Origin of the sequence: Lentibacillus sp. L22, assembly GCF_040812445.1 — a bacterium.
Taxonomy (GTDB): Bacteria; Bacillota; Bacilli; order Bacillales; family Amphibacillaceae; genus Lentibacillus_C; species Lentibacillus_C daqui.
In genome coordinates, this window is record NZ_JBFNXI010000012.1 from 49,520 (window position 1) to 73,098 (window position 23,579).

Sequence of the window (23,579 nt, forward strand, 5' to 3'; positions counted from 1 at the left end):
TAGTGGGTAAGGTCATCGACGGGTGACTTTACCCACTAATCTTAGTATGTTTATCTTAAGTTGAGAACTGTGTGCGTCTATTCCGCAGTTATCCACAGCTTAAAAAAGATGAATACTGTCTTGTTTAGAGTTATGCACATTATCAACAGATTTTTCGTGACTTACCCACAATTATTGTCCACATATTCATGAGGGAATATAAAGGACATCGATTTAGATATCCACACCTCTGTTGATAGCCTGTTATTAAGTTAATAACAGGCCTGGATGGGCATTCATATCCCAGCCTGCACGTTTGCCTTGCTCGTAAAAAATTGTTCCGGCAGCACCGATCATCGCTGCATTATCGGTGCATAGTTTCAATGGTGGTATTAATAATGGGATACCGGTATCAGCAAACCGCTGATCAAGTGCGGTGCGGAGACCTTGATTCGCCGCGACCCCGCCGGCAACAATCACCTGTTTTACCCCATATTCCATTGCCGCTTTATAGGTTTTTTCCGTCAATACCTCAACAACACTTGCCTGAAAACTGGCTGCAATATCTTCTTTTCTTAATGTCTCTCCACGCTGTTTGGCATTGTGAATCGTGTTGATAACTGATGATTTTAATCCACTGAAGCTAAAATCATAACTTCCTTCCTCCAGCCATGCACGCGGAAAGGCAATCGTTTCTTTGCCTGTACTTGCAAGCCGGTCAATTTGCGGACCACCGGGATAAGGTAACTCCAGCATTCGGGCAACTTTATCATAGGCCTCGCCGGCTGCATCATCCCGGGTTTCTCCAATGACTGCAAAGTTTCCGTGCTCACGCATCAAAATCAGTTCCGTATGCCCACCGGAAACAACTAAAGCCAACAAAGGAAATGCAAATTCACGTTCGAACCGATTTGCATAAATATGTCCAGCAATATGATGTACGCCAACGAGTGGCTTATGCTTGGCAAATGCTAGTGCTTTTGCCGTACTCACCCCTATCAACAACGCACCAACTAAGCCCGGTCCCTCCGTAACTGCAATCGCATCAATATCATCCCATGTCAACAGGCTCTCTGAAAAGGCCTCTTCCAGCACGACCGTCATTTGCTCTACATGATGTCTTGATGCTATTTCCGGCACAACGCCACCAAACCGTTTATGGCTCTCAATTTGTGAAGCAACCACATTGGCAATAATCTCCCGGCCATTTTTAATAATAGCCACAGCTGTCTCATCACAGCTAGTCTCAATCGCTAGTATATATTTATCTTTTTCCATTTAAATTCACCCACATTACTATTGCATCTTCCTGGTTATCCACATAATAATTTTTCCGTATACCACCCGGCACAAGCCCAAATTTCCGGTATAGATGTTGAGCAACCAAGTTTGATGTCCGAACCTCCAGGGACAAGCGTTGGCCACCCAAACGAACAGCCTGCATCATCACATACTGAAATAATTTCTCGCCAAGCTTGTTTCCCCGATAACCAGGCAAGATAGCAATATTCGTTATTTGCGCATCATCTGCAATCCCCCACAGACCAGCATAACCGACAATTTTATCATCTATTACGACAACAAAATAATGAGCAAACTGATTATCCACCATTTCTTGTTGAAAAATATCCACCGTCCATGGTGTTGCAAATGTTGCTGTTTCCACTTCCATCACCTGATCAATGTCTGTAACTTTCATGGGACGAATCACCAAATTAGCCATTCGATTTCTGTCCTTTTTGTGCCTCTAACCATTTTGCTTCAGCTTCAGCCAAACGCAGATACTGTGGTGTTAAGGTGTGCGTGTTGTCAGGGGCTTTGTTCAGTCCTGCCAAAGCCAAGTGTGACGGATTTGCCAAATGACAGGAACCCTCCGGAATTACGGCTAACGACCTCATCTCCTGATTGATTATTTCCTGATAGGCCGATATATCCGGACTCAAAAATAGTACCTTTTGTTCGTCGGCTGCCAATTGCTGCAACCAGTCAAACATTGCCACATTTTGCTCCTGTTTAACCAATACCGGTTGACCATTGCGCCATTGATATAGACCTGTATAAACATTTCCTCGTCGTGCATCAAAAAATGGACATATCAATAAATCAGTTAAACTTCCTTGATGAGCTAACACCTGCAAGCTTGAAACACCGCTGATGGGAATATCTAAAGCCCATGCCATCGCCTTTGCTGTAGCAAGACCAATCCGTACACCAGTAAACGATCCTGGTCCTTTGGCAACAACGATTTTATCCAACATATCAGGGGGCACACCCGTATCCCGCATCAATTGGTCAATCGCTGGCATTAACCGAACTGAATGATTCTTTTTTATATTTGTTACTAATTCACCAATCAAAACGCCATCTTTATGTAATGCGATACCGAGTACTTGATTGGATGTATCTATCGCAAGTAAATTCATTCCTGTAACTCCTCAAAACATAGATTATAAGTGTGTGCAAAGTGATGATTGCAGCGTTTCCGCATTGAACAACCGCTTTATGAACCAATGATTTCAGCAACAACTTTTTCAAAATGAGCACCGTATGGAGAAAACGCCAATAAACGCGAATGTTCATCTAAATATGTCAGGCTTATATCCAGCCGTTCAGGCGGTAAAAATTCTTTAATAAATTGTGCCCATTCAACAATGGAAATACCCTCACCATTAAAATACTCGGAGAAACCTATATCCTCATCTGAATCCTCCAACCGATAAACATCCATATGATACAGTGGAAGTACCCCCTGATATTCCTTGATAATCGTAAACGTTGGGCTGTTTACGGTACGTTTCACGCCAAGTCCTTTAGCAATCCCTTTTGTAAAGGCAGTTTTCCCGGCACCCAAGTCACCTTCCAATGTAATGACATCACCTGGCATTAATAGTTTAGCGAGTTGTTGTGCCAATGTCACGGTTTCACTTTCCGAACGGGTTTCTATTGTATGATTACTCATCTGCGTTTCACCTGCTTCAAATGTGTATAGCCTTGTTTTTTTAATGGTACCTGATGTCCATGATCCTGTAAATAAACCGCATCATGATCTCTCTCTGTCACATAGCCAATTTTTGTTACTTTGACTCCTGTTTCCTGTGCAGCTTGAACAACCTTTGACCAATCACTTTTCGGAACAGTACCAAGCAGTTCAAAATCCTCTCCGCCGAATAATTGCCATGTTCGCTGCTGTTCCGCCGTAAATTGATGGAATGCATCGCTCACAGGTAATTTGGCAAAATCCAATACAATGGTTACCTCTGATGCTTCAGCAATTTCCGCAGCCTCATTAGCTATCCCATCACTAATATCGTTCAATGCCAATCGGGAAAGTCCTTCCAAATTCCAGGCAAAAGCAACCCGTGGTGAAGGCATTTGATGTCGCTTCACATAAAATTCATGATCATTATAGTTACCTGGATTTGTTAGTATGTGCAACCCTGCACGAGAGTCCCCAAGTGTCCCTGTAGCAAACACTACATCATCGGCCTTTGCAGCATGACGATAACGCGACTTGCCTCTGGGAACATAGCCAATAACTGTAATTGAGAGGGATAATTCTTTACCGGCAACCGTATCTCCGCCAATCAAATCCATTCGATAGGTTCCAGCCAGTGCTTGCATACCTGTCACGACTTGTTGAATCACTTGAGGCTTCCAATGTGATGGAATAACAATCGATACAAGATAAAAAGCTGGCTGTGCGCCCATGGCAGCCAGATCACTAACATTCGCTGCGAGTGCCCGGTAACCAATATGAAAAGGGTCCATTGTTTTACACGAGAAATGTATATTTTCTACAAACGTATCAACCGCTGTAACGATGTCCTGACTGGTTTGTCTGAATACAGCGGCATCGTCCCCCACTCCCTTTATTAAGGATGCTTGTTTGTAGGAAGCTTGTTTAATGGTATTAATAAAAGCAAACTCATCCATCTTCATCACCAATCTTTACTAATGAATTATCTCCATCATAGCAAAAAGAATTATAAAGTGAAACTTCATTCGGTGAGGGGCACGATGAACAGGGCATTCTGTAACAATTTATGGGGAACTTAATCAGAAAAAGTGAATGATAAAAACGGCTCTTAACCAAAATCTATAGTTGACAGATTAGATGTAATTTATAGGCGATCGCTACGGAAAAACACTACGCTTTCCGTGTTTTTTCCGTAGCTAATTAGTTTATCATTTGAAAATCCCCCTTGTATTCAGCATCATATTATCTATCCTTCGTCATCTTCAGAAAAACAACAGCCCGATGGCGATTGGGAAGAAACTATAAACCAGGATAATGAAACAAAAACCCATGATATCTTTCACTTTCAAACCCGCAACAGAAAGAAGCGGAAGTGCCCAGAATGGCTGAATCATATTTGTCCACGCAGATCCCCAAGCCACTGCCATCGCTGTTTTGGTTGGATCGACGCCAATATCAATACTAGCCGAAACCAACATGGGTCCTTGTACAGCCCATTGCCCCCCGCCAGATGGTACGAAGAAATTTACCAAACCAGCACTTAAGAAAACAAATAAAGGATAGGTAAATTCATTTGAGATACTGACGAACCATAGTGACATGCTCTCTGACAGTCCTGAGTCCACCATCATCCCCATAATACCCGCATAGAATGGGAACTGGATGATGATGCCGCCAGCATCCCTGACCGCATGATTCACACTGTTTAAAAATCTCCTGGGTGTTCGGTGTAACAGAATTCCCAGAAACAACATGATTAAATTGACAATATCAATGTTTAAATCAAAACCATTTGCCGAAAAGTGGTAAATAATATATGTAAGACCAAAGATTCCAATAATAAGTGAAACAATCCGACTGTTCTCCAAACGCTCTGAGGGTGTCTGGGCCTGTAATTCCGGCTCTTCAAATTCCTCTTTAAAACCGGTATCCTTCCAGTCAATTTGGTTTTGAATTTTTCCCTCTTGTGTCTTGAGCAACATCCTGTTCAAGAATGGTAACGTAATGAGCAATATAAGGATGATGAACAAATTAGAACCGCTGAACAAAGTTTCCGTAACTGGTATCGTCCCAATCGTATCTTCCAAAAAGTGACCTGGAGTTGCTACCCACAATGGAATAGCTCCGGACAATCCCCCATGCCAAAGCAAAAAGCCGCTGTACGCACTAGCAATGAGCAGGCGATAATCGGCAGATGGCACACGTTTGGCGACCTGGAGAGCAAACAATGCTCCTCCAACCAGTCCAAATCCATAGTTAATCAAAGAAGCAACGATTGCGGTAATTGTTACAAGTATAACCGCCTGTGCGGGTGACTTTGCCAATGCGCTCGGTTTTTCCAATAACCTTTTCACGACCGGTGTGTTAGCCAGCACATTACCAGTTACGACAATGAGGGACATCTGCATGGCAAACTCTAGTAAATCCCAGAATCCATTGCCCCAATAGTCAATCATTTGAACCGGTGTATTTCCCATCACGAACATACCTATCAAAAACACGACAATTGTTAGCGTGATCGCAAATAAAAAAGCATCAGGCAAATAGCGCTGTACAAAACGGTCAAAGAAGTTCGTCATTGTCTTCATATCTGTCAACCCCCTTTTGTGATTTTTTCCCGTATCATGAAAAGTTGTTAAGTTAAAATTTTCACTTTCGTTGATTTCAAGCTATTTAACCTAGCTTTCACACCAAGAAAATTGCAGTAGAGCTAATATCCATAAGCGTCCACTGGGAACGATATTTTGCAATTAACAATTGAGTACAAAAAACACCCCTACTTTTGGTATAGTTGATTTGGCGAAAATCACTACCTAAACAGAAGAGGTGTCTCTACTATGTTAGCGAAACCGCTAAATGAAACAACATCAACATTCAACTGACTGTTTTTTACACATGCATACTTTTTTGTCCCCATCACCCTTGATACTATTTAAAACCATGTTGATGACGGGCGCTTTCATGCTGCGAAAACCCGAAAACTGGATTTATAGTTTTCTTTCATCGTACTTTTTACAATACCTCTAGCTAATTAGGGACTTAGCAAATAAAATCCTTTACTTATCAGTGGGGGTGAAGGAAATACCTGTATCCATATGACCTATCAATAATCCTCTTCCAGATAGTCAATAATTGTTCTGCCCATTGAATACGTAAATGAAAATTTACCATACATAACAGAAGGTGTTTCCAAAGGCTCAATTGGCTTCAAAAGGGATGCCGGATCGCTCTCAGGGAAATTAAATATGATATCCTTTACCTTGATATCATATGTTTCCGCCGTAAAAGGCAAAGGAAACTCAATCACTTCGCTAATTGCTGCACTCCCACCCTCTGGTTTAGGGATTTGGCGATGGGCATAATAATTCAAATGTCCTCCCATTTTATCCACCACTTCATTCCCAACATCTACAGTAGCCTTAATTACGGGGCTTCCATCAACAGTCATCGTTGAGGTTAATTCGTTACCATTGAATTCCCTTTTCAACGAACCGGGCAATGCAGGTACTCCCATGGACTCACGTACATAGGTTCTCATCAAACTTGAGCTATTGAAATAATGGGCAAAAAACCGTCCAGGAATACTGATTGTCCCATTTGCAGCCAAGCTATCATGATCAGCTATTTCTATTGTTAAGTATGACAAGCCAAAAGAGCCAAATCCGCTGGTCTGATCTGCATCGGGCACTTCATACATGTTCAGCTGAACCAAACCATTAGGATGCGGCTTCAATCCTGGGGGAAGCACTTCACGAAGCGCGTTCGTATCTGCTTTATATCCCATGATTAGCATCCAGGCATCTCTGATTAATTGGGGGGTAGGGGGGATAGCCCACTTATTCCTGGGCATCCCTGTAAAAGGTACATTGTTTTTCATTAAAATTCTCCTCTCTGCAAGTGGTATAGTCACCAACTCAGACCGTAGATTTATTTTTGGTTACTGCAATTGCGTCGAAACACGATACAGCTTCTATCGATATATAGGTAATATTACCCATCCTACCCCACGACAATGAATCTATCTAATTCTTTTTCCCTTTTGCTGGCCCTCTACGCCAACCAGGTTTCGGAAAAGTCCTGGTCAGCAGCCCGTTTTGGATACGATGCTGTATCATTTCCCGCCTTGTTTTATGAGGATCATGGTTAATTACCAACGGAGAACGGGGTTTAGCTGAGCACATCAGCACAAAACCCGCTTCATAGTCCTCCGGATAATAAAGGTAGGCTCCACTTTGGTCAACCTCTCCTTTTTGAAGCTTGGCAGCACAGGACAGACACCAGCCTTGCTCACATGCACGTGGCCAGTACAGGTCCGTTTTTGATACTTCATAGAGCAGGTACTCCTCGGAATCAGCCTCAAAATCGACTTCACAATCAGGGCGGTTTACATGGACCGGATAATGTTCACTCATAACTCTATCAAATCTTTCATTGTTCCGTCTGTTCCGTACAATGAAATTATATCCGCTGCCACAAAATTGATTTTGCAAGTTGTTTTCATTATCTTACCCCTCTCTACAATTCTACGGGTTCAATCCAACCGGTGGCGTAATAATAGGAGCATTGTACAATGCGCCACACGATATTCAACTCTTCCTCGTCTCTTGGTGCATATACAATGAAGTTCTGGGGTGGAAGTGCCCCCGCCATATAGATTACAAGAGGATGTATGCATGCCCATCCCCTTTTAAGTACATGTTCTCCCCATGCAAGTTCAAGAGGCATATGGATACTCCCGTCCGTCCGGATCAGCGCAAATTCCTTATCCCTGATAAAAGCCTCCTCCGTTCCGTCTGTGGTGTCCTCCATGTTGAGAGCCAACGCCGGTACATTCAGATCTGTCGGTTTTAAGGAAACACCAGGCAAACCCGCCGCCCTATCCAACAGCTCATTCCGCAAATGCTCCGGCGACATTTCTTCTTTTTGCAGACAAGGATATTTCACTTCTACCTCAGGGGCTTTTCCTTCCCTTTTTGGCAGTTCTTGTATAATTGGAGGAATATCAACTGTAATTCTTTGCTTTTTATTATCCAAAACTATCATAGTGAACGCGGGTTACGTCCACTTCCCTTTCTCCAAGCAACTTTCGCATGGCTTGAACCATCACTGGCGGGCCAGCGATATAGAATTCATATTGATCCCAGGGTTTATTGATATAGTCTCCAACTACATTGTTAACAAAACCTACTTCTCCATCCCAGTCTTCGTCAGCCTTATCTACCACGGGTATAATTGAACCGCCTTTAATCGATTCAAACAACTCATTAATCTCATCCATCAGAACCAAATCATTCGGTGTGCGAGCACCGTAGAACATCATGCATTCTTGTTCCATTGAATCACCCCATAATGACATTTGACGTACCATACATAGAATGGCAGAAATACCTGTACCACCAGCTACAAATATTTTCGGCCGTTTCGTCTCCCTTACAAAAGCTGCTCCGTAAGGCAATTCCAACGTTAATTCCGTGCCGGGGGTTAAGGTATGCATCGTTTGACTTCCAGGCCCATTTGGGTAACGCCGAACGATAAACTCAAGTTCATGTCCCCCCGGCAAATTTGACATTGAATAACATCTGCGCAATCCCCCACCCAGGTTAAGGATTGCATACTGTCCAGGTTGATAAGGGGCTGGTCGGTTTAATCCCAAACGAATTAATGCTATCTCATCCGTCAGAAGCTTAACATCAGTTACCACCGCGTTATAATCAGCGGTTGTAAGATGCTCTTCAGGCTCTTCCAATAACCTGGCTTTTAAAGTGACATCGCTTTCAGGAATACTTTGACACAAAATGATACGATTTTTCCTGCTATCCCGTTTAGTAAGAGCGGGCGCGTCCGGTAATAAAGTCTTTACCTGGCCATCTACCAGTGTCGCCTTACAGGTACCGCAACTTCCCCATCCGCATTCAAACTGGGGCCATACTCCCTGTTTTCTTGCAGCAGTCAATATCGTCTCGCCATCTTGTACTTCAAACGATACATCTGTGTTTTGAACGGTAACTACATACTCTCTCATTACTGTTCAAGCCCCAAGTCCACTAGAAAATCATGGTGACTTTTGCGGACCGCTTTGGTTACATCCTCAGCACTCATCTGATGAGGAGCCTGTTCAAACAAAGGTGCCAGTCCATCTATTGCACGATAGGCAAGACCTCTCCAGTCTTCGATCCAATTTTTCAGAAGATCCTGATTCTCTGATCTCCGCTCAACTGAATATTTGACCAATTCTTTTGTCCAATTTTTAAAACGATCGGTATCCAAATTAAAATTATTGTGCATCAAGTTCAGGAGCTCATCTCCATTTTTGTATGCCAATTGTGCAAATTGTACATTATACAGGGCATCGTATAATGGTTTCACAACAAGATTCAACGCGGCAAAACTTTCGCCCCAATCATATGCAATCATCAGTTTTTCCAACAGTTCACGCATTGGCTGCCAATGGGGATCTTTTTCCCAAATCGTCCGGGTCGACTCTGTATCCGCAAGTTTTGGCCTGTTAAGTTCGAGTGACAATACTTTTGCAAAATATGAATTATGCTGTAAACGACGTAATTCATCGCCACCCTGGAAATAACCAACATTGGAAATGTAAGCAGACGGCGCAATTTGAGCCATATATAAAGCAACAATTTGTAAAATGTGTCCTGAAAAACGATACGGAATATAAAGATATTCGAGCGTATTGATCCAGCCTTCCGATAGCTTTGTGTAATGATCTTCATCTTTCTCAAAGTCATCAATCAGATTTCCAAGATATAATTCTTTTTCATTTTGCAATGTGACATAATCACGATAGGTTAACCGTTTCGGGTCACGGAACGCCTCCCAATCATCTACCTGAAACTGCGAGCCTTCCCTGTACTTCAAATACCACTGATTCATGGGTGCATTTTTATCAAGGTGGAAAGGAGCAGGGTTGTTTCCAAAAGTATGGTTGAGCTTATGGCTGACGACCTCATATTCACTTGGAACGCGTCGTTCTGTCCATAAACTCCATGTCGCTTTTCTTTTCCTTCCCCTTTTAGATCTATTCGCCATTTTATTGTTCCTCCCTTTCTAAATAGAAGATCAATCCTTCATCGCCGTTTTCTTTCATTCGTCCAGCGAACGAAACGAAGGTGTTCGTAACTTCAAACCAAGTAAACGGCCGGCCCAGTGCTTCTTTTAAACTGTCATACGTTAAATAGCATGTTCCGGGTGTATGAATCCGGGTATATGCAGCGCCTTCCTCAAAAGTTACTTCGGCATCCGGGTTATCATTTTCTATCGCATCCAACAGTGCCTCAGCCATATCAGGATCCCTAGTTATGGGCCCTACTAATTTTTTTCTTTTTTCCAAAGTCAATGCGACCTCCTACCGATTTCATGTTTTTGATCAATCCATCAATCAGCGGTACAACGTTTATACTTGTTTGTATCTCCTTTGGGGAACCCGATATAAATTTGTTCCCCCTCTACTTTTACTTCGTATTGATAGAGTTGGCAGTTTTTCGGATTTACTCCACCGCCATCGTTTATTGCAAATTGCCAGTGATGTGCATGGCAAGTAAGGACGCCGTTTTCCAAATCTCCATCCGCAAGATACATTTCCTGATGCGGGCAGAGACCTTGATAGGCAACAATATCACCTCCATCTAAATGTGCCAGTAATACAGTGTGCCCTTCAATTTCTACGTCGTCCATTTCCCCCTCCCATAAATCATCCAGTGTCATCGCCGGAAACCATTGAATTGTGTCAGTTTTAACCATGGTACGACACCTCGACAAAGTCCATCGGTTTCATGCCGACATCTGTAACCGTCATATTATCCCTTTGTACCTCGCCATTGAATATCACTTTCAATGGCGCATTTTGGGGCTCCACCCGGGTCCCAACCGTGTGATACGCAACTACTTCAGCTACCTCGGACATTGTGTTATCTGATTCTACTTGTACCAATATTTGAACAAAATCTTCACTATGAGCAGCCACTAACGGAACCACTGCCATACGACTTCATCTCCATTCATTAGCAATATTTACGCTACCTTCCAGAATATTTTCTGCATACCCCGGAAGGCAACGTCGTCATTTACATATCCAGGGACAATCAAACCAGTTTCACTTAAACTTTTATACCTTTTGCCCAGGCAAAGTTGTCTGCATCTTGTCCCATCGTTTTTTGTGTAAGACCCATATAAGAGATGGCCCCCGCAGGCGTTGGAGGCTGAATTTGACCGCCAATCATACGATCAACAATGCTCTCAAAGCTGTCATACCGACCAGGCTGCGTGTCAAAAATCCATTTACACGGCTCCGAACAGAAGGAATATTTTCTGCCGTCTACTTCCGATACATACGGATGAATATGATTCTTTTGCGGATCGGATGGTCGGACGATTGGAAGATGACACGTATTACAGATCATAGGCAATGTCTGGGGTGCTAATTTTTCCGTCTTGCCTTCTCGTGCATTCTTCGTTATTACGTCCCACTTTTTGCCGTGGTTGGCGTTCCAGCCAGGATATTTCTCCTCCAGCCATTCTCTTTCTTCTGGTGACACACCAGCATCAGGGTTCCACCAAACGGCATTTCTCCAGAACCACACACCCAGTTGTTGACCGTGGTGGAACCATTCAAGTTCATCCAGGAAGATGTCCCAATACCATGGTTTTTTCATGCCAAAGTCAGTAAACATGTCAAGGAACTGTTTCATTATCCATTCTTCCATAAACTCTTTAAAGGACATTGTCCGGTGTTCCAGCGGTGTATAGTAATCCATGGAAAGCCCTGTCAAAATGGCAAACAATCTCCATGAACGCCACCACATTAAATCGACCATTTTCTGTGCTTCTTCTTTTTTACCGTTTTCCATCATGATACGGAGTGTAGGTTCGCCAATCTGCGCGTGTCGAGATTCATCGGTCTGGATACTGGATATAAGCGACCCGAATTCGACATCACCTACACTTAACGCATCTGTTGCCATTCCAAGAAATTGCAGATTGGTAAATCCTGTTTCAAACGTAAATGGCATTTGCAGCGCCGTTGAGGTCGCATCATTAGCCACAACCATATCGTCGAACTGACTTTTTGAAGCAATCGCAGCCCAATTTTCCGTGTGATACGCTTTATGGGCGAAATCAAACTGTGGATGCTTATCGATTAACCCATGGGGGAAATATACTTGAATCTGTCCGTGCCGCTGTTCGTCCAGGCAGCCGAACGTTGCCGTGTTTCTCCATGACGCGGCCAATCCGAATCGCGCCATCCGTGCTTCCCCAATAGAGGCCAGCCACTCTCCAAATGCAACAGCACCATAATGCAGTGTCAGTGTCGTTTTCCATCCGTTATCCAGGTCATCAAACAGTTTTGAACGCCCTATCGCCGATTTGATGGAGTAAGTCGAAGCCTCCTTATCCGATTGGTTATATACATATTCGCGATAGGATAATTTAAACGGTTCATCCCAGCCCCACCAGTTTTCCAGCGGAATATTACACTTGGCTACTTGCGTTTCCGGGAATGCTTCTTCCTCGGTAACGTAGCTGAGCTTCCAGTTCATATCCCGGGTCAGGTCATAGTACTCACTTCTGTCAAGTTTGGGCATGTGCTTTTTACCTCCTGTTTTTTATTTGATGCTGCAAAAGCATCTTACATAAAACATTGCAATAAGCATGCCAAATTTTTCATCCCTACGTATTTTTACGATGTAACTTCTTATCATTTGTGTTGATGAAGCGCTTCAGATCATGTTATTTTCCGCTCCAATCAAATTGAATATTTGTAATTTGCCCGGTATACTAATGAGTAAATATTATCTGAGGAGCGAAAATTTTACCCCATTACATATCTTTCTACATTATTTATTTCAGAACAGAAAATAAATTTCAATAATGGAATAATAAAATAAACCCCTGTCGTATCAATGTTTACTTGGGTAATATTCGTAAAGTAGAGTTTTGTGATATCAATATTGAAATATGATGTGCGTATCTTTATAGATTTTGATGCCTGTAGTAAGTAGAAAAATCATTCCAAAGGGTGAATGGAATGATTAAACAGAACGACACATTCGAAAGGTGTCGGGTGAAGTAACATTTAGGCTCTTAACCAAAATTTATTTGCAGAAATCTTTCAACTCACTAATCTTTCTTTGTCGATTCTTTCGGGCTTCCAATGCTTGACTCATGGTAACTGCTGAAAACCGGATTGTCTGCATAGGCCTGGATTGGGCAATCTCATCCAAATCAACACTAATGACTGCTCCGATCATAGCAAAACCTCCCCCAATTGCTCCATCGTGCAATATGACATTTACTTCTTCCTCATTGGGTATCAAAACTGCCCCTATTGGATATGGGGCATCAACGACATTGGAAGAGCTGTCTCCTGCTCCAAAGGGTGACCTAAAGGTTTTAAATTTAACGAAACTTCCTTGAAGGCGGTATGCGACCCGATTGGACTCATTTGATATTTTCCACTCTGTGTCAAGAAAAGATTTAATTCCCTCATCACTGATCAATCCAACTGATATCCCCATAATAACACGGGGTTCAATATACTCCCTGAAGTCAGGTAATAATTTATCATGAAGAGATTGTCCCACTCGTTCAAAAACACCCGGCAAGGGTTCCCCGATTGGAAGCTTGTCCCCAACTTTAAGGTTTCGTCCTCGGAAGCCCCCCAATCCGCTTTTTATACAGGTGGATCGACTTTCCAATACTTTTGGTACTTGTATCCCCCCTGAGACACATAGATATGATTTTGCGCCTTTTTCCGGGGGAGAAAAATGTAAAATATCCCCCGCATTCACTTTGATATTCTCCCACATAGGTATGCTCCTATTATTCCTATATGGTGTCATTGGCGCTCCCGTAATAGAAATGACTGTTTCCTTTGCAAAGAGTATTTTAGGCCCAAAAAGCGCGATTTCGATGCCTGCTGAATCAATGGGGTTATTGAGCAATATATTTCCAGCCATAAACGAATATTTATCCGCTGCACCACTTGGGGGGATACCATAATAATAATAGCCAAAGCGTCCAAGATCCTGAACAGTTGTACTACCAGCTTCGATAATTTTCAACAATATTAAAACCCTTTCATAAGCTCGTTAATATAAGAGCGACCTTTTTGAAAATATTCTTGTGGTGAAAAACTTACTGTCTTTTTCCTGAATTGATATGTTCCCTGTTCGACTTCATCAGAGATTTTTTGATACTCTGATTCATTAATTGGCCTATGTTTCCATAAATCTCCCAATCTGGCAAGAAACATAGAGTTTTTAAAATCCTTCAAGATCCCCTTTTTGTGATAAATCGGTACAGGGCACATTCCAATTAATTGAAACCCGCCCCACGTCGAAAAGGGATATATCAATGTAAAAGCCCCACCCATACTAACGGCCTGCCTCGGGGAATCCGTTCTGGAACTGATATATTTGGGAGTTTGGATAATTCGGTCTTGTGCTTTACCTAAAGGAAATTCATATGCTCCACCGGGATTGAATCCTATCATAGTGATGACATGCGGTAATGATGAATGTGCCTCTATAAATGCTTCTTTATCTTTAAATCCATTTACCTTCATCACAAATTCAAAATTTGAAAGTGATGGATCCGGATGACGATCTTTAAAAGCCCTGGAATATTCACGGGTAATAGGGTCGTCATACCAAATAGGAATATCCACAATACGTACGGTTATATTCAATTCGGAAGAACTGCTTTTCTGGATATCGATCTCCCTTAAAATCTCCAGTAGATCATTGACAGAAATGATATCCGGATTAAAATGAACAAGATACGATGCATTTGCCGAATAAACATCGATGACACCGGGTATTTGACGGTTCCGCACTTCTCTTGTGATGGATATAGCTTTAAAGTTGCTCTCCAGCCGCATGTCTTTGGATATTTCCGCAAAGATATACTCATCTCCCCCAAAGTGGAAATGGGTCTCAGGAAATGTAAGCATGTTTAGTCCCCCTTATCCAATAATTTTTTTCTGCGCCGGCTGATAGTCGCGGGACTTACACCCAGTACTTCAGATACTTTAGCCGCTGTACCGTACTTTTCCAGTCCTAATGAAATCAATTTCGTTTCCACTTCTTCTATTGCTTGCTTCAATGGCATAAAATCTAGTGTTATGGCTGCTTTTTTTGTTTTCGTTTTAGCTTCGGTATCCGGGTAGAGAACTGGTAGCGTGTTTTCCGCTTGAATGAAGTCATCATGGGATGTTACTACCAGACGTTCAATCACATTTTGCAATTCTCGCACGTTACCCGGCCATTCATAACCTTCCAAGACTTCCAATGCCTCTGCCGACAAGGATTTATCTTTATTATAAAGTTGATTCAAATTACTTAGAAAATAAGAGGACAACGGTGCAATATCTTCTTTTCTTTCTCTCAAGGGAGGAATACGAATAGGAATGACGTTTAAACGATAATATAGGTCTTCTCTAAATCTCCCATCTTGAACGAGCTTCCACAAGTCTTTATTTGTCGCCGCAATAATTCGTGTATCGACTGATTTTGTTTTGGTTCCACCTATCCGGGTTACTTCTTGTTCTTGTATAACCCTTAATAATTTGACTTGCATATTCAATGGCAATTCCGAAACTTCATCCAGGAAAACAGTTCCTTGATGGGCCTGCTCAAAATACCCGGCCTTCCCTTTAGGATCTGCACCGGTAAAAGCACCCTTTTCGTAGCCGAACAGTTCGCTTTCTATCAGCTGTTCGGGAATCGCGCCACAGTTCACACGCACATATGGGTATACATTACGATTACTCCACTCATGAAGAGCCTGGGCAACTACTTCTTTTCCCACCCCGGACCCGCCGAGAATAACGATAGTTGAGTCTACATTTGCAACCTTTTTTACCTGTTCAACCACATGTGCCATCTTTTGTGAATGATAGATCAGCTTATTTTTCCCCACCGAATGATTTTTTAATTCATGAAGTTGTTGCTTAAACCCCTCAGATTCCTTTTGGACCTTATTCAATTTCTGTTGAAGCATGCTTACTTCAGTAATATCTCGTGAGATAACTACTATTTTGGTTATCTGTCCTTCGTAAAATACAGGATTGGCTACAGACCAGACACGGCTGCCGTTTCTACCTTCCTGCATAATTGTAATCTTCTTTTCTTTTTTTAAACAATCGGCCACTATGTTTGGCTGGAACAAGTTTTGATTTTCCTCCAATTCAAAAATGTTGTGGCCGATAAGTTCATCAACGTTTTCTGTCCCTCAAAAACCCGATAGAAACTTACCCATAAAACGGAGGATCGTTCCCTGCGAATCTACAACCATAATTTGTTCCTGAGAAGATGAATAAATTGCCTGCATATCTTCATACATATCCCGTACAAACTCCAGTTCTTTAACAGCCTCTTCCCATTGTTCCCTGGGAAAAAATACGTGAATCAATCCCATGATCAATCGATTGGTTTCAAGGGAGGTGAAATTACCAATCATATCTTTATTATTAAAATAACTGTTCACATTCATTAAGGATTTGCCTTCCAGCACGTTCTCCAAAGAATGCCCTATCTCTATTAATGTGCCATAATTGCGACCTATCAAGTAATCCGAAGACAAGCCTAAACATTTCTCCGCCATTTCGTTTGCGAAAGTAATTTCCAATGATTCATTTGTGGTTACCATGCCGATTCCCGCTCTAATGCTAAGTTGCTTCAAATGATAGTATGATGTTTCATCCCTTAGTTGGCGAATTTGTTCCTTCGTACTATACCCTGTTAACTCTCCGCTATCATTTATCCCGACATATACCGATATATTATGATAAATTTCTGCTTTACGGTATAAGGGCACTTGTAGTAAATCCAACTGATATTCCACTGTCCTTCGCAGATTAGGATAGTGTTGAATTTGCTGAAGGAGTAAATCTTTATCCACGTACCCTACCACTACTCCATTTTCTTTAATCAATACAAGTTCAGCATTGTTTTCCGTGATATAATATAAAACATCTTGGACAGTTGCCTTGGACGTCAGGATAGGTGGAGCCGGTCGTAATACTTGCTCCCAATTCAACATGGTATCCCTCCGCTGTTATTATTTCTTGTCTGCTACATCATGTTCCAAAAACTAATTCTATAAAGAGCAAGTAAGCTCTCACAAAAATAGTAACCATCTGATTAATGATTTTGCAAGTTAATATCAAACTAAGAAACTTTCCGGTTGTCATAAGTAATTACATATTATTGTATCCATACTGCTTTTAAAGAGTGGAATGATTAATGAAACGGCCACTTTAAATATACGTTAAAGCGACCGTTTTTTCCTTTTGAATTAGACTATACTTACCTGTTTATTACTTTATTAACAGGCGTAATCTCTATATCTTCCTTTTTGAATGCCTGAACAATAGATTTGGCTAAGGTAGTGGCGCCTGGGGTATCCGCATGAATACAAATGGTCTCCGCCTTGAGTGAGACATCTTCACCTGTATGGGCAAGCACTTTTCCTTCTTTAACCATGCGTACGACGCGATCCGCTTTTTCCTCGTAATCCTCAATAACATCCCCTGTCCTTATTAACACAATAGATCCAGTTTTAGTATGCTCACGATCGGAATATACCTCCCTTGCTACACGGATTCCGACTTTCTTTTCCGCCTCTACAAACGCTGAATGGTTCATCGCAAACACGATAATATCTGAATCCACATCTGCAATCGCTTCCAATATAATTGTTGCGATATCCTCATTTTCCTGCCCCATCATATACAAAGCCCCATGAGGTTTGCAATGCTGAAGATTAACCCCGTAAACTTTAGCAAATTCCCGTAATGCTCCCATTTGATAGGTAACATAATCCTTAACCTCCGAAAGCGTAGCATCCATACGCCTGCGTCCAAATCCTATTAAATCCGGGAACCCAGGGTGAGCGCCAATTTTTACATCGTGCTCCTTGGCAAGTTTCACCGATTTCCGCATGACTTGCGGGTCTCCCCCGTGAAAGCCACAAGCGATATTTGCTGAAGTAATGTATTGCATCATTTCTTCATCATTACCTAATTCGTATAATCCGAAACTTTCCCCCATATCACAATTCAAATCAACTTTATACACTTTTATTCCTCCAATACATATAATAATAAACTATCCAATTGATCGGAAGGGTCGAATTTTTACTGGGATTTCTCCCTGTCTGTCAATAGTGTTCCGCCTTTTGTCCAATTTTCACTGCCTACGTCCTTGATGACGATGTTTACTTCTTCCTGGTCAATCTTCAGGGCTCTCGAAACAGCTTTACTGACTTCCCTTGCCAATGATTGCTTTTTCTTCTCACTTCTACCTTCGAGCATTTCAATTCGTAAAAAAGGCATCTCTGCTCCTCCTCGTAAGTACAGCTATTAAGCCTAATTTCGTTCACTTGTCCGGTCAAAACAACATGCTATTGGTTATCGTTTATATTATCGATAGTCCCTGCCCCATGGCCAGAGAACCCCGCCTTTTGCCCAATGTTTCCTTTCTACCTCATGCAGAATGATGTCAATCTCTTCTTTTTCTATTTCAAGCGTCTTACTCATTGCTTCGGTAACTTCCTGAATCAATCTAACTTTCATCTCATCCGTTCGGCCATCAAGTAATTCAACATTTATCATTGGCATGTCTATCACCCCATTTAATTTGATCCATAAAGGTCAACGCTTCATCTATTCTGATTTCATTTACAATAACGTATGTTGTTTCAGGTGCTTATCGCACTTCATACCTGCCCCTAACTTGAGAAGGCTGCACCCGCTTCTTGCTTTTCTTCCAGATAATTGGTTGTATATTTACCAATCTTAAAGTCACGATCCTTCACAATATTCTTCAACAGCTGCAAATTTGTTGTAATACCTTCCACTTCAATAGTATCAAGAATCCTTTCCATACTATTAATTCCTGCAGCCCTGTCTTCACCGTATGCAATAATTTTACCTATCATTGGATCATAAAATGGTGTTACAGCATCACCTTGTTCAACAGCAAAATCAAATCGGCCTTCATCCTTGGGGAGATTCAGCTTGCTGATGGTTCCAGGAGATGGGAAATAGGTTTTTGGATCTTCGGCATACAGACGGGTCTCAATCGCATATCCTTTTTGTCGAACTTCGCTTTGATCTATGCCTAATTCTTCACCCGCAGCTATTTTTAGTTGTAATTCGACAAGATCCAGTCCGGTGACTTTTTCCGTTACGGGATGCTCGACTTGTAGCCTGGTATTCATTTCAAGGAAGTAGAACTCCCCTGTATCATCATCAACAACAAACTCCATCGTGCCTGCGTTCGTATAGCCTATTTCCTTTACACCCTTGACCGCTTTCTCACAAAGTTCCTTTCGTAATTCCGGATTCAAGAAAGAGGAAGGACTCTCTTCAACTACCTTTTGGTTTCTTCTTTGAATCGTACATTCCCGCTCAAATAAATGGATGGCATTACCCGAATGGTCACCAAACACTTGCACCTCAATATGGCGCGCATTGGCTATATATCGTTCCAGGAACACAGCGTCGTCTCCAAATGCAGAGGAAGCTCTTTGTTTTGCGGATGAAAACACTTTTTTCAATTCATCTTCGTCGTGGACCACATGCATTCCTATACCACCACCGGCACTTGCCTTCAGCATTAAGGGGTACCCTAGATCCTCTGCAATGCTCAATGCTTCATCGGCTGATTCCAGTTTTCCATCCCATCCGGGGACAATTGGTACGCCAGCCTGTCGCATATATTTACGGGCTTCAATCTTTCTTCCCATCACATCAATTGTTTTATAATCCGGCCCTATAAATACAATGTCATTATCCTCACATGCCTTTACAAAATCAGGATTCTCCGAGAGAAATCCATAGCCTGGATGAATCGCCTCAGCTTTCGATTTCTTGGCTGCATCCATGACTGATTCAACATCCAGATAACTCTTTTTCGCCTGTGCGGGGCCAATGAAATACGCCTCATCTGCTTCTTTAACAAAAGGGGCATTTGCATCCGCATCCGAATATACTGCAACTGTTTTAATTCCCAATTTCCTGCATGTGCCAATAATTCTGCGGGCGATTTCACCACGGTTTGCTATAAGAACTTTATTAAAATAACTCAATTTTACACCTCCATCATTTAAATTATCATTCGATTTCGGCAATAATCTGTCCCACATCTATGACTTCTTCACTTTCCACGGTGAATTTCGATACAATTCCCTCAACTTCCGATTTGATTTCAGTGAAGCTTTTCATGACTTCAACTATACCAATAACGTCCCCAGGCTTAACCTTCTGTCCCTCAGTAACGAATTCTTCCTCTTCCGGACTTGGCTTGCGATAAAAAACCCCCGGTAATGGTGATACAACTTGTTTATTTCCCGCCATTTGAATCTTCCTCTCCAGATTTATTGTTGTTGCTGAATACTATCCTTGATTTTTGATAAGTTGCTTCTATGGGCATTACGTTCCTCCAAAGCCTGATTTAACGTTACGGATTCGAATTTTACCTTTTCATTCGTTTTGGTTTGAGCGATACGATTTAAATCTGTGCTCGTAATGGTGGCAACGGTTACATATCCGCCACCGGTCACGGCGTCATTTAATAAAGCGATGGGTTCCACTCCTCCCGGTATTTGAATTGAACCGACTGGATAACCCAGATCCACGACATTGGATGGATCACTTCCGGCACCAAAGGGCTGCTCACGCGGGATAAATTCCACCTTCTCACCTTTAAAACGGTATCCAACACGATTAGCCTCGGGTGTTACTGTCCATTCAGTTTTAAGGAAGTTCTGTAAACTATGCTCTGTTAACCTGTAACTGCATAAACCTACAACAACCCGGATTTCATGCTGTTTTGTATATTGCGGAACAAATTCTGAGGAGACTTTTGTGCCTTCTTTTACATCATCCTGCTGGTCATTACCGATATGAAGCGTGTCTCCCTCTTTCAAACTTCGCCCTTCAAAACCTCCTATGCCACAGAGGGTATATGTCGATCGCGAACCCATTATTTCCGGTACATTAATTCCCCCGGCTACTGACAAATAAATTCTCGCCCCATTTTTAACAAAATCAAAAGATAAAATGTCTCCAGACTTCACTTTTAATGTTTCCCACATCGAAACACTTTTTCCATTAACCTTGGGAGGCAATTCCCCGCCGGTCAAAGCAATGGTAGCATCTTCCTGGAACTCTAACGCAGGCCCCATATAGGTAGCCTCCAAAGAAGCCGCTCCATCTTGATTTCCTACCAGCCAGTTCCCCACGGAGTAAGAAAACTTATCCATAGCACCCGAGGGCGGCATACCTAATTCATAATATCCAATTCTTCCATTATCCTGTACAGTAGCCTCTATCCCTGGCTTAAGTACCTTAATCATTGTATAACCTCCTCAAAGCCATTTGAGAAAATGCTTCCGGATCCTTCAAGACTTCAGCCGGGGTGAAGCTCATATCTTTTTTTCGATATTCAAAGGTGCCGTTTTCCACTTGATTTCTCACTGAATCATATTCATCTCTGTCAATACGACGATACCTGAAAATATCCCCTTGACGCGGGAAAACCATTGAATCCTGAAAATCAGGCAGCTTTTGTTCTCCATCAAACACTGGAGAAGCGGAAATTCCAAACATTTGATATCCACCCGCCCCGTCAACAGGGTAAACCACCGAAAAACCTCCACCAAACCCAAAACAGCGTTCGGGAGTAAAAGTACGTGGACGCACATATTTAGGAACCTCAATTGCTTTTTCTCGGGGGACAATTTGGAAACAAAATGGTAAGCCGGGAACAAACCCAATCATCGACACTAAAAAGGGAGAACTGGTCATTGCCTCAATGAAATCTTCTTTTGAGTCGTAACCATTAATCCTGGCGGCATACTCGATATCTGTAGATTCCGGATCTTGATGACGTTCTCTAAACCGCATCACGGTTTCATGTGTCCAAGGGTCTTCAAACAAAACCGGAACATCTACTAAACGCGACTGAATTTCCACATTGTCAAGATTTTCAACGGATTTTTCAATTCTTTTTAGCTCTTGAATTAAATCATCCGCTTTTATCACATCCGGATCAATACGCACCATATACGAAGCGTTGGATGGACAAATATCTTGAATTCCTTCAATTTCCATCTCACTTAGCTTTTTAGTAATCGCCATCGCTGTAAAATTAGCCTCGAGACTCATTTCCTCGCTTAGTTCTACGAATAAAAACTCATCACCACCATACTCATAACGAGTCGCCAAATACATTCACCTCACAAATTAAATTTTAATATTTCGAATCACTTTATTTAATGCAATATTTATGCCAACTTAAAACCCTACATTTTGACAATCGAAATTTGGGGAACAGTGGTGTAATTTCAATTATGAAATCTCTTAATCCTAGCTTTTTCATGGAAGTAAAATAGATGTTGATAAATCACAGCTCTCGTCTTTTATTTCAAAATTTCAATATTGTTTCATTTTTGAAATGACTATTAATTTAAACTTCATTATAGTATAAAACGTTTTTAATTGCCATACCAGTTTTTAACATGAGTTTCCTGATTTAGCGTTTGGCATTGAAAGCCTACAAGGAGCCGCAAACTATGGAAAACCGGTTTCGATTTTGAAAAACCCCTATTTTGGCGGCAGATTCTTCCTGGAAAGACCCGAACATGTGGAAGCTTTTGCCTATTCATGAATTAAACATGCTGATATACATCGTTTTTGAATCCTACATTACCGGATTGTATAACGAGGGGCCTTCAGAATCCCTGAAAACACAGGATTACGTTATAAATTCAAAATATGTAATGAGGTATTATGAAGAAAATGCGTTATAAATGTTGCAAATAAGGGATTTCATTACGAATACTCGTTACAAATTTCGGGAATCCAGGTTGAATACCTCATTCGCAAAAAGCGGGGGTACGGAAGATGAACCATTAGACTTGATGGAGGCAGCAGCAGAAACAGCTTTCGTCCAACGGGGAATCCTTGTAGACAACGTGCCTGCTTGGAATATTGGTTACACAATAAAAAACACATGACTTCGTAAGCGAAATCATGTGTTTGAACGTCTCTAAGTTAATGGCGGTCTGGACGGGACTCGAACCCGCGACCTCCTGCGTGACAGGCAGGCATTCTAACCAGCTGAACTACCAGACCTATGTATTTACTGATAAATAATTCAGCATAGTTACATCAGGTATACAGTTTTTATTGAATTGGTTGCGGGGGCAGGATTTGAACCTACGACCTTTGGGTTATGAGCCCAACGAGCTACCAGACTGCTCCACCCCGCGATATAATGAAAATGTAAAGCCTGGCGGCGTCCTACTCTTGCAGGGGCAAAGCCCCAACTACCATCGGCGCTGGAGAGCTTAACTGCTGTGTTCGGCATGGGAACAGGTGTGACCTCTCCGCTATGGCTACCAGACCTTTAGATATGATCACCTTGTTTATCTTCTCTTTACAGAAGTGTTAAAAACAAGGACAAGATATATTATATGCATTTCTGATAAAAAATGCAAATGTTTTTATATCCTGAAAACTAAATAAGAGAAGATGGTATCAACGAATCAAACAATATAGATAAGTCCTCGATCGATTAGTATCCGTCAGCTCCACGTG

At 41.9% G+C, this 23,579-nt stretch carries 26 protein-coding genes, 2 tRNA genes and 1 rRNA gene; all 29 read right to left on the reverse strand.

Annotated features, from left to right (window positions below):
• Nucleotides 1-246: 246 nt before the first annotated feature.
• A complete protein-coding gene (gene tsaD / locus ABRT01_RS08040) occupies nucleotides 247-1,257 on the reverse strand; it encodes a tRNA (adenosine(37)-N6)-threonylcarbamoyltransferase complex transferase subunit TsaD (protein ID WP_367746771.1) in 1,011 nt (336 codons plus the stop codon).
• Entirely contained in the window at nucleotides 1,244-1,702 is a 459-nt protein-coding gene (gene rimI / locus ABRT01_RS08045) for a ribosomal protein S18-alanine N-acetyltransferase (RefSeq protein ID WP_367746772.1), read from the reverse strand. Before rimI ends, tsaD begins: the two co-directional genes overlap by 14 nt.
• Nucleotides 1,695-2,402, reverse strand: coding sequence for a tRNA (adenosine(37)-N6)-threonylcarbamoyltransferase complex dimerization subunit type 1 TsaB (gene tsaB, locus ABRT01_RS08050; protein WP_269411320.1), 708 nt, complete (start codon nucleotides 2,400-2,402; stop codon nucleotides 1,695-1,697). Before tsaB ends, rimI begins: the two co-directional genes overlap by 8 nt.
• Nucleotides 2,403-2,479: 77 nt before the next feature.
• Nucleotides 2,480-2,938, reverse strand: a complete 459-nt coding sequence (gene tsaE, locus ABRT01_RS08055) for a tRNA (adenosine(37)-N6)-threonylcarbamoyltransferase complex ATPase subunit type 1 TsaE (protein ID WP_269411319.1) — start codon at nucleotides 2,936-2,938, stop codon at nucleotides 2,480-2,482.
• Nucleotides 2,935-3,912, reverse strand: coding sequence for a thiamine-phosphate kinase (gene thiL / locus ABRT01_RS08060; protein ID WP_269412457.1), 978 nt, complete (start codon nucleotides 3,910-3,912; stop codon nucleotides 2,935-2,937). The genes tsaE and thiL overlap by 4 nt, the downstream gene beginning before the upstream one ends.
• Nucleotides 3,913-4,218: 306 nt before the next feature.
• Entirely contained in the window at nucleotides 4,219-5,544 is a 1,326-nt protein-coding gene (locus ABRT01_RS08065) for a short-chain fatty acid transporter (RefSeq protein ID WP_367746773.1), read from the reverse strand.
• 515 nt (nucleotides 5,545-6,059) lie between these two features.
• Nucleotides 6,060-6,833: an acetoacetate decarboxylase family protein gene (locus tag ABRT01_RS08070; RefSeq protein WP_269411318.1), complete on the reverse strand. Its 774-nt coding sequence runs from the start codon at nucleotides 6,831-6,833 to the stop codon at nucleotides 6,060-6,062.
• Nucleotides 6,834-6,978: 145 nt separating this feature from the next.
• Entirely contained in the window at nucleotides 6,979-7,368 is a 390-nt protein-coding gene (locus ABRT01_RS08075) for a 2Fe-2S iron-sulfur cluster binding domain-containing protein (RefSeq protein WP_269411317.1), read from the reverse strand.
• 103 nt (nucleotides 7,369-7,471) lie between these two features.
• On the reverse strand, nucleotides 7,472-7,990 hold the full coding sequence (locus tag ABRT01_RS08080) for a luciferase domain-containing protein (protein ID WP_269411316.1): 519 nt from the start codon (nucleotides 7,988-7,990) through the stop codon (nucleotides 7,472-7,474).
• Nucleotides 7,983-8,978: a 2Fe-2S iron-sulfur cluster-binding protein gene (locus ABRT01_RS08085; RefSeq protein WP_367746774.1), complete on the reverse strand. Its 996-nt coding sequence runs from the start codon at nucleotides 8,976-8,978 to the stop codon at nucleotides 7,983-7,985. Before ABRT01_RS08085 ends, ABRT01_RS08080 begins: the two co-directional genes overlap by 8 nt.
• Nucleotides 8,978-10,003 (reverse strand): aromatic/alkene monooxygenase hydroxylase subunit beta, encoded by a 1,026-nt coding sequence (locus ABRT01_RS08090; RefSeq protein WP_269411314.1) that lies wholly within the window; start codon nucleotides 10,001-10,003, stop codon nucleotides 8,978-8,980. The genes ABRT01_RS08085 and ABRT01_RS08090 overlap by 1 nt, the downstream gene beginning before the upstream one ends.
• A 1-nt stretch (nucleotide 10,004) precedes the next feature.
• The gene (locus ABRT01_RS08095; RefSeq protein ID WP_269411313.1) at nucleotides 10,005-10,304 is read right to left on the reverse strand and encodes an MmoB/DmpM family protein; all 300 of its coding nucleotides are present in this window, start codon (nucleotides 10,302-10,304) and stop codon (nucleotides 10,005-10,007) included.
• Between the two features lie 44 nt (nucleotides 10,305-10,348).
• On the reverse strand, nucleotides 10,349-10,714 hold the full coding sequence (locus tag ABRT01_RS08100; protein WP_367746775.1) for a Rieske 2Fe-2S domain-containing protein: 366 nt from the start codon (nucleotides 10,712-10,714) through the stop codon (nucleotides 10,349-10,351).
• The gene (locus ABRT01_RS08105; RefSeq protein WP_367746776.1) at nucleotides 10,707-10,955 is read right to left on the reverse strand and encodes a toluene-4-monooxygenase system B family protein; all 249 of its coding nucleotides are present in this window, start codon (nucleotides 10,953-10,955) and stop codon (nucleotides 10,707-10,709) included. The genes ABRT01_RS08100 and ABRT01_RS08105 overlap by 8 nt, the downstream gene beginning before the upstream one ends.
• A 115-nt stretch (nucleotides 10,956-11,070) precedes the next feature.
• Complete coding sequence (locus ABRT01_RS08110; RefSeq protein WP_367746777.1) at nucleotides 11,071-12,555, reverse strand: YHS domain-containing protein; 1,485 nt, start codon at nucleotides 12,553-12,555, stop codon at nucleotides 11,071-11,073.
• Between the two features lie 510 nt (nucleotides 12,556-13,065).
• Nucleotides 13,066-14,034: a 5-oxoprolinase subunit C family protein gene (locus ABRT01_RS08115; protein ID WP_269411309.1), complete on the reverse strand. Its 969-nt coding sequence runs from the start codon at nucleotides 14,032-14,034 to the stop codon at nucleotides 13,066-13,068.
• A gap of 5 nt (nucleotides 14,035-14,039) precedes the next feature.
• Nucleotides 14,040-14,924 (reverse strand): 5-oxoprolinase subunit B family protein, encoded by an 885-nt coding sequence (locus tag ABRT01_RS08120; RefSeq protein ID WP_269411308.1) that lies wholly within the window; start codon nucleotides 14,922-14,924, stop codon nucleotides 14,040-14,042.
• 2 nt (nucleotides 14,925-14,926) lie between these two features.
• Entirely contained in the window at nucleotides 14,927-16,141 is a 1,215-nt protein-coding gene (locus ABRT01_RS08125) for a sigma-54 interaction domain-containing protein (protein WP_367746778.1), read from the reverse strand.
• 63 nt (nucleotides 16,142-16,204) lie between these two features.
• Nucleotides 16,205-17,014 carry a PAS domain-containing protein gene (locus ABRT01_RS08130; RefSeq protein ID WP_269411306.1) on the reverse strand — a complete coding sequence of 270 codons (810 nt, stop codon included), beginning with the start codon at nucleotides 17,012-17,014 and terminating at the stop codon, nucleotides 16,205-16,207.
• A 266-nt stretch (nucleotides 17,015-17,280) separates the two neighbouring features.
• On the reverse strand, nucleotides 17,281-18,051 hold the full coding sequence (locus ABRT01_RS08135) for a LamB/YcsF family protein (protein ID WP_367746779.1): 771 nt from the start codon (nucleotides 18,049-18,051) through the stop codon (nucleotides 17,281-17,283).
• Between the two features lie 59 nt (nucleotides 18,052-18,110).
• Nucleotides 18,111-18,308, reverse strand: coding sequence for a tautomerase family protein (locus ABRT01_RS08140; protein WP_269411304.1), 198 nt, complete (start codon nucleotides 18,306-18,308; stop codon nucleotides 18,111-18,113).
• 87 nt (nucleotides 18,309-18,395) lie between these two features.
• Nucleotides 18,396-18,593, reverse strand: coding sequence for a 2-hydroxymuconate tautomerase (locus tag ABRT01_RS08145; protein WP_367746780.1), 198 nt, complete (start codon nucleotides 18,591-18,593; stop codon nucleotides 18,396-18,398).
• 110 nt (nucleotides 18,594-18,703) lie between these two features.
• Complete coding sequence (locus ABRT01_RS08150; RefSeq protein WP_367746781.1) at nucleotides 18,704-20,065, reverse strand: acetyl-CoA carboxylase biotin carboxylase subunit; 1,362 nt, start codon at nucleotides 20,063-20,065, stop codon at nucleotides 18,704-18,706.
• A 25-nt stretch (nucleotides 20,066-20,090) separates the two neighbouring features.
• Nucleotides 20,091-20,333: an acetyl-CoA carboxylase gene (locus ABRT01_RS08155; protein WP_367746782.1), complete on the reverse strand. Its 243-nt coding sequence runs from the start codon at nucleotides 20,331-20,333 to the stop codon at nucleotides 20,091-20,093.
• Nucleotides 20,334-20,353: 20 nt separating this feature from the next.
• The gene (locus tag ABRT01_RS08160) at nucleotides 20,354-21,334 is read right to left on the reverse strand and encodes a 5-oxoprolinase subunit C family protein (RefSeq protein ID WP_269411300.1); all 981 of its coding nucleotides are present in this window, start codon (nucleotides 21,332-21,334) and stop codon (nucleotides 20,354-20,356) included.
• Entirely contained in the window at nucleotides 21,327-22,211 is an 885-nt protein-coding gene (locus tag ABRT01_RS08165) for a 5-oxoprolinase subunit B family protein (RefSeq protein WP_269411299.1), read from the reverse strand. The genes ABRT01_RS08160 and ABRT01_RS08165 overlap by 8 nt, the downstream gene beginning before the upstream one ends.
• Nucleotides 22,212-23,037: 826 nt before the next feature.
• Nucleotides 23,038-23,114: transfer RNA gene (locus ABRT01_RS08170), tRNA-Asp, on the reverse strand.
• Between the two features lie 60 nt (nucleotides 23,115-23,174).
• Nucleotides 23,175-23,251: transfer RNA gene (locus tag ABRT01_RS08175), tRNA-Met, on the reverse strand.
• 18 nt (nucleotides 23,252-23,269) lie between these two features.
• Nucleotides 23,270-23,385, reverse strand: a 5S ribosomal RNA gene (gene rrf / locus ABRT01_RS08180).
• Nucleotides 23,386-23,579 lie beyond the last annotated feature (194 nt).

Excerpts from the sequence above, each read along its gene's own strand:
- tsaD (WP_367746771.1), bottom strand. The coding sequence starts at position 1,257 with ATGGAAAAAGATAAATATATACTAGCGATTGAGACTAGCTGTGATGAG.
- rimI (WP_367746772.1), bottom strand. The coding sequence starts at position 1,702 with ATGGCTAATTTGGTGATTCGTCCCATGAAAGTTACAGACATTGATCAG.
- tsaB (WP_269411320.1), bottom strand. The coding sequence starts at position 2,402 with ATGAATTTACTTGCGATAGATACATCCAATCAAGTACTCGGTATCGCA.
- tsaE (WP_269411319.1), bottom strand. The coding sequence starts at position 2,938 with ATGAGTAATCATACAATAGAAACCCGTTCGGAAAGTGAAACCGTGACA.
- thiL (WP_269412457.1), bottom strand. The coding sequence starts at position 3,912 with ATGGATGAGTTTGCTTTTATTAATACCATTAAACAAGCTTCCTACAAA.
- ABRT01_RS08065 (WP_367746773.1), bottom strand. The coding sequence starts at position 5,544 with ATGAAGACAATGACGAACTTCTTTGACCGTTTTGTACAGCGCTATTTG.
- ABRT01_RS08070 (WP_269411318.1), bottom strand. The coding sequence starts at position 6,833 with ATGAAAAACAATGTACCTTTTACAGGGATGCCCAGGAATAAGTGGGCT.
- ABRT01_RS08075 (WP_269411317.1), bottom strand. The coding sequence starts at position 7,368 with ATGAGTGAACATTATCCGGTCCATGTAAACCGCCCTGATTGTGAAGTC.
- ABRT01_RS08085 (WP_367746774.1), bottom strand. The coding sequence starts at position 8,978 with ATGAGAGAGTATGTAGTTACCGTTCAAAACACAGATGTATCGTTTGAA.
- ABRT01_RS08090 (WP_269411314.1), bottom strand. The coding sequence starts at position 10,003 with ATGGCGAATAGATCTAAAAGGGGAAGGAAAAGAAAAGCGACATGGAGT.
- ABRT01_RS08100 (WP_367746775.1), bottom strand. The coding sequence starts at position 10,714 with ATGGTTAAAACTGACACAATTCAATGGTTTCCGGCGATGACACTGGAT.
- ABRT01_RS08105 (WP_367746776.1), bottom strand. The coding sequence starts at position 10,955 with ATGGCAGTGGTTCCGTTAGTGGCTGCTCATAGTGAAGATTTTGTTCAA.
- ABRT01_RS08110 (WP_367746777.1), bottom strand. The coding sequence starts at position 12,555 with ATGCCCAAACTTGACAGAAGTGAGTACTATGACCTGACCCGGGATATG.
- ABRT01_RS08120 (WP_269411308.1), bottom strand. The coding sequence starts at position 14,924 with ATGCTTACATTTCCTGAGACCCATTTCCACTTTGGGGGAGATGAGTAT.
- ABRT01_RS08130 (WP_269411306.1), bottom strand. The coding sequence starts at position 17,014 with ATGTTGAATTGGGAGCAAGTATTACGACCGGCTCCACCTATCCTGACG.
- ABRT01_RS08140 (WP_269411304.1), bottom strand. The coding sequence starts at position 18,308 with ATGCCTTTTTTACGAATTGAAATGCTCGAAGGTAGAAGTGAGAAGAAA.
- ABRT01_RS08145 (WP_367746780.1), bottom strand. The coding sequence starts at position 18,593 with ATGCCAATGATAAATGTTGAATTACTTGATGGCCGAACGGATGAGATG.
- ABRT01_RS08155 (WP_367746782.1), bottom strand. The coding sequence starts at position 20,333 with ATGGCGGGAAATAAACAAGTTGTATCACCATTACCGGGGGTTTTTTAT.
- ABRT01_RS08160 (WP_269411300.1), bottom strand. The coding sequence starts at position 21,334 with ATGATTAAGGTACTTAAGCCAGGGATAGAGGCTACTGTACAGGATAAT.
- ABRT01_RS08165 (WP_269411299.1), bottom strand. The coding sequence starts at position 22,211 with ATGTATTTGGCGACTCGTTATGAGTATGGTGGTGATGAGTTTTTATTC.